This is a genomic window from Pseudomonas sp. 9_2_1 (assembly GCF_059295275.1).
Genome location: NZ_CM181239.1, coordinates 2,174,010 through 2,186,768 on the forward strand (window position 1 = coordinate 2,174,010; position 12,759 = coordinate 2,186,768).

Genomic DNA, 12,759 nt, shown 5'->3' on the forward strand with positions numbered 1-12,759 from the left:
ATCAGGGTCTATCTGCTCCGGTGGTCACTGCAGCGTCCCCGGCTTCAGGTCGTCCGGCAAGTCCCGCAGGGCAGCTTCCAGCTTCGCGATCGGCCCCGCAAGGGCATTGGCTTCCTGGTCCTTGCCCTCCGTTTTCAGGCGATCACGCTCAAGGCGCAGGCTGAGCAAGGTTTTCTGCAGCTTCAGGGCCGAGGCATTGTATGTGTCCATGCTTTTCTCATGCTGTAGGCCTCCGTGCCGTTGTAGGAAAAATGGACCGTAGCAGCTCGAAATTGCCAGAGAAACTGATGTTTCATACAGGCAAATCCCGTTAGCTCGATTTCCCCTACAGCGCACGGTAATAGATCCTACAAGCTACGTTTCAATTCATATCCGCTTGATCGCGCTCCACGCCCCGTTTTTAGCCGGGCTCAATCGGTTTCGGCACAGCAGGCGCTCATCGTGGCTCAACGTTGCGCCTGCTGCGCTTTTGAAACGTTCTGTAGCAAATGCCGCCGGCAGCCTACAGGTGATCTGCATCCACCACCGCCTGGGCAAACGCCTGCGGCGCTTCCTGCGGCAGGTTGTGGCCGATGCCACCGCTGATCAGCCGGTACTCGTATTTGCCCGTAAAGCGCTGCGCATACGCTTCTGCGGGTGGGTGCGGGGCGCCGTTGGCGTCGCCTTCCAGGGTAATGGTCGGCACGGCGATACTCGGGAAACTGGCCAGTTTTGCCTCCAGCGGGTCGTAGCGCGTTTCGCCCTTGGCCAGACCCAATCGCCAGCGGTAGTTGTGCACGGTAATCGCTACCTGGTCGGGGTTGTCCAGGGCACTGGCGCTGCGCTCGAAGGTGGCGTCATCGAAGGCCCATCTGGGCGAGGCGGTCTGCCAGATCAGCTTGGCGAAGGCATGGCGGTTCTGCTCGTAGCCGGCCTGACCGCGTGGGGTCGCGAAGTAGTACTGGTACCACCACTGCAGCTCGGCGCTGGGCGGCAACGGGGCCTTGGCAGCTTCCTGGCTGCTGATCAGGTAGCCACTGACCGAGACCAGCGCCTTCACCCGTTCTGGCCACAGCGTCGAGACGATATCGGCGGTGCGCGCTCCCCAGTCGAAGCCGGCCAGGACGGCGCGTTGGACGTGCAGGGCGTCCATGAAGGCGATCACATCGCTGGCAAGGGCAGTGGGCTGGGCGTTGCGTGGGGTGGAGGCGGACAGGAAGCGGGTCTGGCCGTAGCCGCGCACGTAGGGCACTAATACCCGGTAACCCTTGGCCGCCAGCTTCGGCGCAACTTCCTCGAAGCTGTGAATGTCATACGGCCAGCCATGCAGCAGGATCACCACCGGGCCATCGGCCGGGCCTTGATCCACGTAGGCCACATCGAGCACGCCAGCGTGGACCTGTTTCAGCGGGCCGAAGGTAGGCGTGGCTGCTGCTGCCATGGGCTGAGGCTTCTGGGGGGCTGCTGTGGCGACGTTGGCGGTCAACAGCCCAAGCGGCAGCAGGGCGCAGGCGAGCAGGGTCCGGCTGAAGCGACGTGGCAGGGCAGTGGTCAAGTGACGGGCGGGCATCGGGCATCTCCTTGGCAAAACCATCGGTGCGGGTTGATGGGTGCCAGTACAGATGACGTCTGTACCGCCGATATGTCCGATTACCCTGTAGGAAACGTTCTTGTGTATCAGGTCTCATTCTGTACACATAAGGATACAAGTACACGGCAGCAGCGGGCGTTCCGGCCTCTGCTAGGATTGATGGTTTTCCGGCCAGGGAGCGGCCCCATGCATTACGTTGTCATTGAACCCCACCGCAGCGAATATCCGCGGCCCATCCGCTTCGCCAAGGGGACGTTGCTGGAGATCGGCCCGCGCTATGAAGGCGAGCCAGGCTGGCAGGACTGGTACCTGTGCAGCTGCACCGGCCAGGAATCGGGCTGGGTGCCCGCCCAGGTGATCGAGCGGCTCAGCGTTGGCCAGGGCAGGGCGCTGGAGCATTACTGCGCACATGAACTGGACGCCGACCCTGGGCAGTTGGTGCAGTGCGTGCGCCCGCTCAACGGCTGGCTGTGGTGCCGACGCCACGGCAATGGCGAGCTGGGCTGGCTGCCGGCGGAAAAACTTCAGCAGCTGACTTGACTGGCAAAAAGCTGCAGCAAGGCCATGCCTTGACCGTGCGGGCTGTCAGGCGAATGCGCTGGCGGCTGTAACGGTGGATGCCCAGGACTACTGGCGGGTTAGCCTGCGCAGTTCATCTGATCCGCTTTTTTTCCATAAACCTGAATCTGTAACCGTATCAGCCCAGGTCCGACAATATGTCCATCCCCGCATCACACTGTAGAGGTTCCGATGGGCAAGCTGACGCTGTTCCTGGGTGGTTTTCTGCTGCTGACCATTCTGATTGGTATTCTTGGCACCATCCCGCCAAGCTGACTTAAACTGCAGTTTCCCAACGCGGCCCGTCTACTTCAACCGACGGGCCCAACACCTGACCAAATGGCCAGTATTCTCCCGCCTTCCACTGTTGGACAAGTGGTAGCGGCAAGTCATTCTCACGCCCAAAAGCCTCGCGTAGTCTGCCGCCGCCGCGCACTCGCGCCGGTCTTTTTGCCTTGGAGCCGACACACTGATGGAATGCAACATAGCCACTTCAGCCATGCTGGAGTGGCGTAGCCGTTTTCTCGCCGAAGGCTCCCTTGATGAACAAGATTATGAGCAGGCACTGCGCAGTGCCGAGGTGCTGGAGCGCGCCGGCGTAATCAGTACACTGGAGTGGATCGAGCTGGTGAAACTGGCCAATTCGGCATTGCTGCTTGTGCGATAAGTCGTTCTTTGCGCTGGGAAATCTGTCCACAAAAAACGTGGGTAGGTCTGTGGATAAAGTGCTGCAAGCCAGACCCACGGTGGGCTCTGTTAAATTGAGCAGATTTTGAACAGTCGTTTTCGACAAGGCGGTTTCACTGACCGGGGCCGGCGCTGCGCAGCGCAGAAAGCAAGTCGCGCACCCGCGCGGGCAGCTCGCCGGCGGGGTACACAGCATGCATCAGCGGATCCTGGCCGCTGCTGGATGTCAGCCGATAGTGCGGGCACACCCGCACCAGGTGCCCGGCCTTGACCTGCGCTTCGCCCACCCAGGCGGCCAGACGGGCGATGCCGGCGCCGGCCAGGGTGCTGTGGTACACCGCATCGCCCGAGCCCAGACGCAGCCTGGGCCTTGGGCGCAGGCTGGTGATCTGGCCCTCGTGGCAAAAATGCCAGGCTTTGAGGATGCGCGGGGCGGTGTGCAGGATCAGCGCATGCCCTTCGAGGTCTTCAGGTTTCCGGGGCGTGCCGGCCAGAGCCAAGTAATTCGGGCTGGCATACAGATAGCGCTGGTAGGCCCACAGGGGGTAGCCGATCAGCTCGCTCGATTGCGGGAAGGCGCCGCGCACCACGAAATCGAATTTGCCCTGCAGCGGGTCGAGGGCTTCATCGCTGTACTGTACGTCCAGGGTCACCTGCGGATGGCGACGGGTAAACTCGGCGAGCACCCCAGGCAGCACGTGTTCACCCAGCAACTGCGGCACGGCAAAGCGAATCCAGCCTTGCGCGCTGCCGCTGAGCGCAGCCAGTTCGTCGGCGGCATCGCGTTGCACATCCAGCAACCGTTCGGCGTGGGGTAATAGGCGCTCACCTGCTTCTGTCAGGGTCACCGCATTGGCGTTGCGGTTGAGCAGTTTGCTCCCGGCGTTGTCTTCCAGGGTCTGCAAAGCACGGGTTACCGCGCTGGGTGAGCGCCCGAGCGCACGGGCTGCGGCGACGAAGCTGCGCTTGTGCGCCACGCTGACGAACGCCTGGATTTCTCTCAGCATGTCCAATGCCATTGCCTGCTCCTTGTTGCAGTTTTCGCAATATGGCATTTCACCACAAGTGCGCCACTTTGATTAGCCTTGCAGGCGTCTTAACTGCCTGGAACCGCGTCATGATCGATATTGCTGTGCTTTGCGTGTTTGCCTTCGCCGCCGGGCTGATCGACGCCGCCGTGGGCGGTGGCGGGCTGATCCAGATTCCGGCGCTGTTCAACGTGCTGCCCACTGCGCAACCGGCGGCATTGCTTGGCAGCAACAAGCTGGCTTCGATATGTGGCACAGCCTTCGCCGCGCGCTCGTTCATCCGCAAGGTGACGCTGGACTGGGGGCTGATCGTACCGGCAGCGCTCAGCGCCTTTGTCATGTCGTTCGCCGGTGCCGCCACGGTTTCGCTGGTGCCGCCCAGCGTCATGCGGCCCGCGGTGCTGGTGCTGATCGTGCTGATGGCCATCTACACCTTCTGCAAGAAAGATTTCGGCACACTGCACAAACCGGCGAAAATCGGCCGCAAGGAACAGTGCCTGGCGGTGCTTATCGGCGGCGCGATCGGCTTTTACGATGGCCTGTTCGGCCCGGGTACCGGCAGCTTCCTGATCTTCCTGTTCATCCGCTTCTTTGCCTTGGACTTCCTGCATGCCTCGGCCTCGGCCAAGGTGGTCAACATTGCCACCAACCTGGCGGCGCTGGTGTTCTTCGTGCCCACAGGCAACGTGCTGTATGCGATTGCCTTGCCTATGGCTGCGTGCAACATTCTTGGCGCGCTTACCGGTACCTGGCTGGCTGTGCGCAAGGGTGCCGGCTTTGTGCGCGGGCTGTTCCTGGTGCTGTTGTGCGTGCTGATCGCCAAACTGTCGTGGGACTTGCTGGTTGGCTAGGCAACCCTGGGTCAGATCACCTGGCGTTGCGCCTCGGCTTGTTCGATGCGATTGCGGCCATGGGCCTTGGCCCGATAAAGCGCCTGGTCGGCACGTGCCAGCAGCTCGTCCAGGCTGGGCGCCGGCAGGTCGGCGTCACAGCCGGCCAGGCCGATACTGACGGTGATCTGCAGGCGCTGGTCGGCCTGTATCACATGCAGGTCCTGCACGGCGCGGCGCAGGCGTTCGGCGGTGAACTTGGCCCGTTCAGGGGCAAGGCCAGGGAGGATGATGACGAACTCCTCGCCCCCCAGTCGCGCGAACAACTCGCTGTTGTGCAGCTGGTCTTGCAGGGTGCCGGCAAACTGGCGCAGCACCTGGTCACCGACCGCGTGGCCGTGGGCATCGTTGATCGACTTGAAGTGGTCGATATCCAGCATCATCAGGGTCAGCGGCAGTGCCTGGGCGTGCTGCTGGCGGCTGTCCAGCAGCGCGTTGGCGCGGCGGGTGAAGGCGCTGCGGGTAAGCACGCCGGTCAGGTGGTCGACGCTGGCCTGATGCGCCAGGCGGGCCATCAGGCTGCGATTGGCCTGGCTGACACAGGCCACCACCAGCGGCCCGAGCACCAGCATGGCGATGCCCAGGCGCGCTGACATCAGCGTGGTCACCCCGGGCCCACTTTGCGGCACAACGAAGTGCATGAGATTTTGCGCCACCGCCACGATCAGCGTGCTGCCAGCGATGAGCGCCAGTAGCGCGACCATGAACGGCGAGTAGGTCCAGGCGCACCACAGCAGAGCGGCGATCGGGAACGCAATCGCGCCGGGGCCGCCGAAGGCGATGCTGAACGCCAGCGAGGCCAGCAGCACCACCAGCGGTGCCAGGCGGATGGCTTGGGCGCCGCCGCGTCCCAGGGCGCGCAACGAGGGCGCGGTGAGCAGCACCGGCAGCACCATTACGCCGGTGGAAAACTGCTCGCTGAACCAGGCCAGCCACGTGGCACGCAAGGATTGCTCGAACCACGGCGCGGCCATTACCGCTGCCATGCTGGCCGCTACCAGCGCGGCGGCGGCACAGGCGGCGAACACGCTGAGCACGCCGCGTGGGGTGCGCATGCGCCGGTGCAGGCGCGGCACGCGCGACAGTAGCTGCCAGAGGGTAATCACCACGGCCAGGTTGCACAGGTTGAACCACAAGGCCGGCAACCAGGCGCTGCCGCACAGCACGTCAGCGCCGATCATGGCCAGCCAGACCAGGCTGAAGCCGATCAGCGTGGCCAGACGGGGGTAGCGCAAGAGCACGCCGGCCAATACGGCATTCACCGGCCAGAACAACGACAGCGATTCGATCGGGCGTGCCAGGATGCCGCCAAGGGTGAGGGCAAACGTCAGGCACAGCAGGGTAATGTAGGGCAACAAGCGCGATTGGGCTGGAAAAACCATGGGCTCGACCGACAAGCGGAAACGAAATCCAGGAAAACGCCTTCGAAGCACCTGGGGCAATTACCGGGCAGTGTGTTTCGTCAGGGGAGTTGATGTCAATCTGCCGCGATTGGTTGGAATAATGCCAAATTGCCTTCACTCTTTGCCATTTCAGTTCAAGCCGAAGAACCACGGCACCATCACCACTGTCACCACCATTACCAGCAACGTGAATGGCACCCCGATCTTGACGAAGTCGGCAAAGCGGTATTGGCCGGGGCCCAGCACCAGCGTGTTGACTGGCGATGATACCGGGGTCATGAACGCCGCCGATGCTGCCAGCGCCACGGTCATGGCGAACGGGTAGGGCGACATGCCCAACTGCGCTGCGGTGCTGACGGCAACCGGCGCCATCAGGACTGCAGTGGCCGTGTTGGAAATGAACAAGCCGATTATCGCCGTGACCGCGAACAGGCAGGCCAGGATGGCGCCAGGCCCGGCACCTCCCAATACACTGACCAGCCCGCCTACGGCCAGGTCGATGCCGCCGGTTTGCTGCAGGGCTTTGGCAAAGGGCAGCATCCCCACGATCAGCACCAGGCTTTGCCAATGGATGGCGCGGTAGGCACTGTTCATGTCGATGCAGCGGCCGGCGCCCATCAGCAGGCAGCCGATCAGCGCCGCGATCACGTTGGGTACGACACCGCTCACCATCAGCCCGACCATCACTGCCAGGCTCAGCAATGCTTGCGGTGCGCGGGTTCGGGCGGGCGCCACCTGGTCGATTTCTGCCGGCAGGCTCAGTACCAGGAAGTCCTTGGGTTGGCTTTGCAGCAGGCGCACGGCCTTCCATGGGCCGACCACCAGCAGGGTGTCGCCCAGGCGCAGTTTTTCTTCCACCAGTTGCGCTTCGATGGCCGCCTGTTCGCGGCGCAGGCCGACCACGTTGAGGTCGTAGCGGGTGCGGAAGGCCAGTTCGAGAATGCTCTTGCCGATCAGTTGCGAGCCGGGGGGCAGCGACACTTCGGCCATGCCCAGTTCCTGGGACTGGTCGATGAAGTAGGCCGCCTTGAAGTGCAGCGGCTCCAACTGCATGGTCTGGCACAAGGTGCGCAGGTCATCACGGTTGGCAAACAGGTCCAGCAGCAGCACGTCACCCTGGTGCAGCACGGTATTGGAATCGGCGCTGATCACCCGCGTGGTGAACTTGTGCTGGCGTTCAATGCCGATCACGTTGGCGCCGTGCCGGGTACGCAACTCCAGCTCGCCCAGAGTGTGGCCGATCAGCGGCGAGTGGGGGCGGATACGCAGGCGCCGTTCACGGCCTTTGAGCTTGTAGTCCAGCACCAGGTCCAGCAAGGTGCGGCGGCTTTCCACGCGGCCGTCCTTGCGCACCTCGCCATTGAGCCAGTGCCGGGTCAGCAGCATGTAGCCGATCCCCAGCACCAGTACCACCAGGCCGAACGGGGTAAAGCTGAAAAAGCTGAAGCCCTGTTCGCCAGTGCGCACCAGCTCGCTGTGCACCACCACGTTGGGCGGCGTGGCTACCAGGCTGAGCATGCCGCTGATCAGGCCGGCGAACGCCAGTGGCATCATCAGGCGGCTGGGCGAGATCTGCAGGCGCGCGGCGATGCTCAGCACCACCGGAATGAAAATGGCCACTACGCCGGTAGAGCTCATGATCGACCCCAGTCCGGCTACGGCCACCATCAGCAGCACCAGCAGGCGTGCCTCGCTGTTGCCGGCGCGCTCGCTCATCCACTCGCCGATGCGGTAGGCGATGCCGGTGCGCACCAGGCCTTCGCCGATCACGAACAGGGCGGCGATCAACACCACGTTGGGGTCGCTGAAGCCAGCCAGGGCCTGTTCCACGGTGAGGATGCCGAGCAGCGGCAGGGCGAGAATCACCAGTAGTGCGACCACGTCCATGCGCGGGCGGTTGATGACGAACAGGATGACCACGATGGCCAGCAGGCCAAGGACCCAGAGCAGCTCTTGGTTCATGGGGAGGGGGCGTTCCTTCACACAGGGCACGATAGACAGTAGCAGCCAGTGTGCCAGCTTGTGCTGAAGGGGGTGTTGATGTGCTGCAACAAAAAGGGCCGCTGTGCGGCCCTTTCAGTCCTCGATGTCGATCAGTGGCGGTGACGGCGGTGCTTCTTGCTGCTGCCGTTGTTGTCGCCCATGTGGTTGCCCAGGGCGCCACCGGCTGCGCCGCCCAGGCCGGCACCTACGGTCGAACCGGTCTTGCCGCCTACCGCGCCGCCCAGCAGCGAACCGCCGGCCGAGCCCAGGCCACCGCCGATGGCGGCTTCGGTGCGGTTGCCCTTGCGTGCACCTACCGCGCTGCCGGCTGCGCCGCCGACGCCGGCGCCGATGGCTGCGCCGGTCTTGCCGCCAAGCTGTTGGCCGACAACGTTACCCAGCACACCACCCAGGCCACCGCCAATGGCGGCGGTACCGTCACCGGCGAAAGCGCCCTGGCACAGCAACAGGCCGAGGGCAATGGAAGGCAGAGTCAGACGCATGATACGAACCTCAAAGGAATCATCAGGTTAAGGTGCCGCGAAACAGGGGGCGGCAAGTCAGGGTTGCAAAGACGCTTCAGCGGTAGTAACGGTCACCGCGGTATTGACGATTGTCATCATCGTCATCGTTGCGGTCATGCCGATGGTGGTGACGATGGCCGCGGTCGCGGTCACGCCAGCCATCGTCGTCGTCATGATAACGATGGCTATGGCAGCCGGCGGTCAACAGCACAACGGCAACCAGCGAAAGGCTTGCAATACGCGATATCACGATATAGGTCCTTGATCCGCAAAGGTTTACGGGGCACTTCTTCAGACTGGGAATGATCCATTTGGTTTCCCGGGCGGGCAAAAAAATGTGCTGGAGGCGATGGGTGGCGAGCCTGCGGGTTGCTGTTCTGTCCCGTTCGGTCATGGCCGAACGGCTGATGGCGCCCTAGACTTCAGGGCAAGCCGCAGCCAAGACGGCAACCTGCCACACGGTGAATCACGATGATCGCCCACACCCCCACGCTGTTCGCCGCCGTTGCCCTGGTCGCAACCATCCTTGCCTTCTGCCTGTTGCTGGTCGGGCGCAGCAACCGCCGGGACAACCTGATGCTGACCGGGTGCGGGCTGTTGGCGCACGCCCTGGCGTATGTCTGCTACACCGTCTATGCGCAGGCCCCGCTGTGGCTCAGCTATGGCCTGGGTAACAGTTTGTTGTCGCTGGCGCTGGCGTTCTACACGGCCAGCCTGTTCCGGGTGCGTGAGCAGCGGGTGCCCTGGCGCACTGTCTTCGTCATCCCGGCCTGCATGCTGGTAGGGCTGATGCTGCTGCTCGATACCCTGGAGCCGCGTATGCTGCTGGCGACGCTGGTGTTGATGCTGCAATGCTCGCTGATTCTCTACTGGGCCTGGCGCCACGCCGAACGGCCGGGCAGGGCCCACCTGCTGCTGGAGATTGGTGCGCTGATCAGCCTGGTCGGCCTGGGCATGCGCGTAGTCGCGGTGGCCAATGGCACGGCGGTGGAAATGCGCTATGACACCAGCAACCTCAAGCAGAGCTTTTCGGTGGCAATTGGCACCGCCACGGTGATGATGTATTCGATCGGCCTGGTGCTGATGGCCAAGGAGCGCAGCGAGTCACGCCTGCAGCACCTTGCGCTGCGTGATGTGCTGACCGGCAGCTATAATCGCCGGGCCATTCTGCAGCGCTTTGCCGTGGAGCTGGACCGGGCGCGCGAACAACAGAGCAGCCTGGCCGTGGCGATGATCGACATCGACCATTTCAAACGCATCAACGACCTCTATGGGCATCTGGCTGGCGATGAGGTGCTGTGCCATTGCGTGCGCCAGCTGCAGCAGCGTTTGCGCCACGGCGACAACCTTGGTCGTTACGGCGGGGAGGAATTCCTGCTGCTGTTGCCAGGCACCGACCGCAATGGGGCGATGGTGGCGCTGCAAGGGCTGCGCGAGGCCATTGCGCGCAGCCCCGCCTGTTTTGCCGGTGACCAGATCGAGATGCGCTTCAGCGTCGGCTTGTGGTGCGGGGTGCCGGGCGCCGAGGACAATACTGCCAGCCTGCTGGCCCAGGCCGATGCGGCGCTGTACCAGGCCAAGGCCGCCGGGCGCAACACGGTGCACATGGCGGCGCTGGTCGAGGCGGGTTGAATCAGGACCCCGACTGGATCGCCAGCACTACACCATTGGTGGTCTGCACCAGCACGTAGTGGTCGCCCATGCGCACCCAGTGGCTTTCTTTCTCGGGGGCGGGCAGGCCCTTCGCTTTCCAGTCCTTGATTGCCGCGTCGTCGCGTTTGTACTGATCAGGCGCCTTGTCGCCGACCTTGAGCTCACGGTTGTGGGTTTCCGGCGCGGTGATGCTTTCTTCGGGCGCAGGCGCGGCGGTTGCAGCCAGAGGCAGGCAGGGCAGCGCGGCAAATAGCAGATAGTGCAGTTTCATGGCGGTCTCCTTTTGACGTCATGCCTTTATTGCGACAGCGGCAGGTGCGCGACAATTCACTCGCGATGCCAGCTGGTGCTAGAGTCGCGTTCTTTTTCAAAACCCTGAGGATGTAACATGCGTGCGATTCTGCCGATGGCCGCAGCGCTGATGCTGGTCGGTTGTGCTTCTTCGACCATGGAAACGGCGCGCGGCGGCAAGCCGACTGCGCACCTCGACTCGCACAAGGCGCCACAGCTGGTTGCCCAGTGCATCCAGTTCAGCTGGCAGGAAGAGAAGGTGTTCGGCGACGATGCCAGTGGTTACCTGGAGCCGCGCAAGCAGGGTGGCTTGACCGTGTATACCCGCGGGGCCGAGGCGTTCGTCGACGTCTACCCGCAGGCGGGTGGTACGGGGGTCGATTACTACGCGCAGAAAAACGATGGTGTGGCGCTGCAGCGTCGCGCGGCGGCGGCGACCTGCTTGTAGCAATTGGCAGCTGCAACGCGCCGCGCCAGCCTTACAATTTTTAGCACGGCAGTGGTGTCGTCGGCGAGCAGGCAGAGGCTAGCATGAGCTTCTCCCCCTCAAGGACGACAGCATGGAACACTCACTGCAACTCAACCGCGCCAGCTGGGACGAACGCGCCCCGCTGCACGCTGCCTCCAGGGACTACGAAGTCGAGCGACTGGTCGAGGCCCCGGGCCACCTTTCCGAAACCGTGCGCTTCGACCTGCCATTGCTGGGCGATATCGACGGGCTCAATGTCGTCCACCTGCAGTGCCACATCGGCACCGACACGCTCTCGCTGGCGCGCCTTGGCGCCAAAGTCTGCGGTCTGGACTATTCGGCCGCGTCGCTGGCCGAGGCGCGGGCACTTGCCAAGCGCTGCGCGGCACCCATCGAGTATGTAGAGTCCGACGTCTACGCCGCCGACCAGGTACTGCCGGCAGGCACTTTCGACCTGGTCTATACCGGCATCGGCGCGCTTTGCTGGCTGCCCCGTATCGAGCCGTGGGCGCGCACGGTTGCAGCGCTGCTGAAGCCGGGCGGGCGGCTGTTCCTGCGCGATGGCCACCCGATGCTGATGGCAGTCAACGAAGACCACCAGGACCGCCTGCAGCTCGAATACGCCTATTTCGAGCAGGAGCAACCGACGGTGTGGCACACCGACCAGACCTACGTTGAAACCGATCAACGCCTGGCCCATACCGAGACGCACGAATGGAACCACGGCCTCGGTGAGGTGATCACGGCTTTGCTGGCCAACGGGCTGCAGCTGACGGCACTGGCCGAGCACCAGAGCATCCCCTGGGAGGCGCTGCCGGGGCAGATGGTCAAGGGCGACGATGGCGAATGGCGCCTGCGCGACCAGCCGGCACGCCTGCCCCTGAGTTACACCCTGATCGCGGTCAAGGCCTGATCAGGACAGGTAGCCGCCGTCGACATTGAGCGCCATGCCGGTGGTATAGCTGGACGCATCGCTGGCCAGGTACAACACCGCGCCGGCCATTTCCTTGGGGTCGGCCACGCGCTTGAGCGGGATCTGCTGCAGCGCGGCATTGAGGATGGCGTCGTTCTTCACCAGTGCCGAGGCGAACTTGGTATCCGTCAGCCCCGGCAGCAGGGCGTTGCAGCGGATGCCGAACGCGGCGCATTCCTTGGCAAATACCTTGGTCATGTTGATCACTGCGGCCTTGGTAACCGAATAGATGCCCTGGAACAGGCCTGGTGACACGCCATTGATCGACGCCACGTTGATGATGCTGCCACCGCCCTGTTCGCGCATCAGCTTGCCGGCCTCCACCGACATGAAGAAGTAGCCTCGGATGTTCACGTCCACGGTTTTCTGGAACGCGCCCAGGTCGGTGTCCAGCACATTGCAGAACTGCGGGTTGGTGGCAGCGTTGTTGACCAGGATGTCCAGGCGCCCGAACTGTTCGCGGATACTGGCGAACACCTGCTGGATCTGCTCCATTTCACCGATGTGGCAGGCCACTGCCGTGGCCTTGCCACCGGCCGCGATGATGGCGTCGGCCACCTGCTGGCAACCGTCCAGCTTGCGGCTGGAGACGATCACGTGGGCACCTTGCTGCGCCAGCAGGTGGGCGATGGCCTCGCCGATGCCGCGGCTGGCGCCGGAAACGAAGGCGATCTTGCCGTCGAGGTCGAACAGGTGGGTCTTGGGCATGCTGTTTTCCTTGTTATCCGTC

The 12,759-nt window shown here is 63.5% G+C and carries 15 protein-coding genes; 6 read left to right on the plus strand and 9 right to left on the minus strand.

Annotated features, from left to right (window positions below; all coding sequences use genetic code 11):
- Positions 1 to 24 precede the first annotated feature (24 nt).
- Both AC5O5I_RS09740 and AC5O5I_RS09745 read right to left on the minus strand, forming a co-directional pair.
- On the minus strand, positions 25 to 210 hold the full coding sequence (locus AC5O5I_RS09740; RefSeq protein ID WP_172218666.1) for a hypothetical protein: 186 nt from the start codon (positions 208 to 210) through the stop codon (positions 25 to 27).
- Between the two features lie 292 nt (positions 211 to 502).
- On the minus strand, positions 503 to 1,549 hold the full coding sequence (locus AC5O5I_RS09745; protein ID WP_494512494.1) for an alpha/beta fold hydrolase: 1,047 nt from the start codon (positions 1,547 to 1,549) through the stop codon (positions 503 to 505).
- Positions 1,550 to 1,756: 207 nt separating this feature from the next.
- Here AC5O5I_RS09745 and AC5O5I_RS09750 point away from each other — a divergent pair, with 207 nt between their 5' ends.
- Both AC5O5I_RS09750 and AC5O5I_RS09755 read left to right on the plus strand, forming a co-directional pair.
- A complete protein-coding gene (locus AC5O5I_RS09750; RefSeq protein WP_172218664.1) occupies positions 1,757 to 2,110 on the plus strand; it encodes an SH3 domain-containing protein in 354 nt (117 codons plus the stop codon).
- 490 nt (positions 2,111 to 2,600) lie between these two features.
- Positions 2,601 to 2,795: a hypothetical protein gene (locus tag AC5O5I_RS09755; protein WP_172218662.1), complete on the plus strand. Its 195-nt coding sequence runs from the start codon at positions 2,601 to 2,603 to the stop codon at positions 2,793 to 2,795.
- A gap of 133 nt (positions 2,796 to 2,928) precedes the next feature.
- Here AC5O5I_RS09755 and AC5O5I_RS09760 read toward each other — a convergent pair whose 3' ends face one another.
- The gene (locus AC5O5I_RS09760) at positions 2,929 to 3,834 is read right to left on the minus strand and encodes a LysR family transcriptional regulator (protein WP_172218660.1); all 906 of its coding nucleotides are present in this window, start codon (positions 3,832 to 3,834) and stop codon (positions 2,929 to 2,931) included.
- Positions 3,835 to 3,932: 98 nt separating this feature from the next.
- On the opposite strand from AC5O5I_RS09760, the gene AC5O5I_RS09765 reads away from it, so the two are divergent.
- Positions 3,933 to 4,694: a sulfite exporter TauE/SafE family protein gene (locus AC5O5I_RS09765; protein ID WP_172218658.1), complete on the plus strand. Its 762-nt coding sequence runs from the start codon at positions 3,933 to 3,935 to the stop codon at positions 4,692 to 4,694.
- Positions 4,695 to 4,705: 11 nt separating this feature from the next.
- Here AC5O5I_RS09765 and AC5O5I_RS09770 read toward each other — a convergent pair whose 3' ends face one another.
- From AC5O5I_RS09770 to AC5O5I_RS09785, 4 genes are all read right to left on the minus strand, one after another.
- A complete protein-coding gene (locus tag AC5O5I_RS09770; RefSeq protein ID WP_172285332.1) occupies positions 4,706 to 6,130 on the minus strand; it encodes a GGDEF domain-containing protein in 1,425 nt (474 codons plus the stop codon).
- A gap of 135 nt (positions 6,131 to 6,265) precedes the next feature.
- Complete coding sequence (locus tag AC5O5I_RS09775) at positions 6,266 to 8,098, minus strand: SLC13 family permease (protein ID WP_172218654.1); 1,833 nt, start codon at positions 8,096 to 8,098, stop codon at positions 6,266 to 6,268.
- 131 nt (positions 8,099 to 8,229) lie between these two features.
- Positions 8,230 to 8,622, minus strand: coding sequence for a glycine zipper domain-containing protein (locus tag AC5O5I_RS09780; protein WP_172218653.1), 393 nt, complete (start codon positions 8,620 to 8,622; stop codon positions 8,230 to 8,232).
- Between the two features lie 76 nt (positions 8,623 to 8,698).
- Positions 8,699 to 8,890 (minus strand): hypothetical protein, encoded by a 192-nt coding sequence (locus tag AC5O5I_RS09785; RefSeq protein WP_172285344.1) that lies wholly within the window; start codon positions 8,888 to 8,890, stop codon positions 8,699 to 8,701.
- 224 nt (positions 8,891 to 9,114) lie between these two features.
- Here AC5O5I_RS09785 and AC5O5I_RS09790 point away from each other — a divergent pair, with 224 nt between their 5' ends.
- On the plus strand, positions 9,115 to 10,275 hold the full coding sequence (locus tag AC5O5I_RS09790; protein WP_172218651.1) for a GGDEF domain-containing protein: 1,161 nt from the start codon (positions 9,115 to 9,117) through the stop codon (positions 10,273 to 10,275).
- 1 nt (position 10,276) lies between these two features.
- Here the strand turns inward: AC5O5I_RS09790 and AC5O5I_RS09795 are convergent, their stop codons facing one another.
- On the minus strand, positions 10,277 to 10,567 hold the full coding sequence (locus AC5O5I_RS09795) for an RcnB family protein (protein ID WP_172218649.1): 291 nt from the start codon (positions 10,565 to 10,567) through the stop codon (positions 10,277 to 10,279).
- Positions 10,568 to 10,684: 117 nt separating this feature from the next.
- Between AC5O5I_RS09795 and AC5O5I_RS09800 the strand changes: the two genes are divergently transcribed.
- Together AC5O5I_RS09800 and AC5O5I_RS09805 are read left to right on the plus strand one after the other, a co-directional pair.
- The gene (locus AC5O5I_RS09800) at positions 10,685 to 11,035 is read left to right on the plus strand and encodes a hypothetical protein (protein ID WP_172218647.1); all 351 of its coding nucleotides are present in this window, start codon (positions 10,685 to 10,687) and stop codon (positions 11,033 to 11,035) included.
- Positions 11,036 to 11,147: 112 nt separating this feature from the next.
- A complete protein-coding gene (locus tag AC5O5I_RS09805) occupies positions 11,148 to 11,969 on the plus strand; it encodes a class I SAM-dependent methyltransferase (protein WP_494512495.1) in 822 nt (273 codons plus the stop codon).
- Here the strand turns inward: AC5O5I_RS09805 and AC5O5I_RS09810 are convergent, their stop codons facing one another.
- Entirely contained in the window at positions 11,970 to 12,737 is a 768-nt protein-coding gene (locus tag AC5O5I_RS09810) for an SDR family oxidoreductase (protein WP_494512496.1), read from the minus strand. It abuts the gene before it with no gap.
- Positions 12,738 to 12,759 lie beyond the last annotated feature (22 nt).

Coding starts and splice junctions, on each gene's coding strand:
- AC5O5I_RS09740 (WP_172218666.1), bottom strand. CDS start 210: ATGGACACATACAATGCCTCGGCCCTGAAGCTGCAGAAAACCTTGCTC.
- AC5O5I_RS09745 (WP_494512494.1), bottom strand. CDS start 1,549: ATGCCCGCCCGTCACTTGACCACTGCCCTGCCACGTCGCTTCAGCCGG.
- AC5O5I_RS09750 (WP_172218664.1), top strand. CDS start 1,757: ATGCATTACGTTGTCATTGAACCCCACCGCAGCGAATATCCGCGGCCC.
- AC5O5I_RS09755 (WP_172218662.1), top strand. CDS start 2,601: ATGGAATGCAACATAGCCACTTCAGCCATGCTGGAGTGGCGTAGCCGT.
- AC5O5I_RS09760 (WP_172218660.1), bottom strand. CDS start 3,834: ATGGCATTGGACATGCTGAGAGAAATCCAGGCGTTCGTCAGCGTGGCG.
- AC5O5I_RS09765 (WP_172218658.1), top strand. CDS start 3,933: ATGATCGATATTGCTGTGCTTTGCGTGTTTGCCTTCGCCGCCGGGCTG.
- AC5O5I_RS09775 (WP_172218654.1), bottom strand. CDS start 8,098: ATGAACCAAGAGCTGCTCTGGGTCCTTGGCCTGCTGGCCATCGTGGTC.
- AC5O5I_RS09780 (WP_172218653.1), bottom strand. CDS start 8,622: ATGCGTCTGACTCTGCCTTCCATTGCCCTCGGCCTGTTGCTGTGCCAG.
- AC5O5I_RS09790 (WP_172218651.1), top strand. CDS start 9,115: ATGATCGCCCACACCCCCACGCTGTTCGCCGCCGTTGCCCTGGTCGCA.
- AC5O5I_RS09795 (WP_172218649.1), bottom strand. CDS start 10,567: ATGAAACTGCACTATCTGCTATTTGCCGCGCTGCCCTGCCTGCCTCTG.
- AC5O5I_RS09800 (WP_172218647.1), top strand. CDS start 10,685: ATGCGTGCGATTCTGCCGATGGCCGCAGCGCTGATGCTGGTCGGTTGT.
- AC5O5I_RS09805 (WP_494512495.1), top strand. CDS start 11,148: ATGGAACACTCACTGCAACTCAACCGCGCCAGCTGGGACGAACGCGCC.
- AC5O5I_RS09810 (WP_494512496.1), bottom strand. CDS start 12,737: ATGCCCAAGACCCACCTGTTCGACCTCGACGGCAAGATCGCCTTCGTT.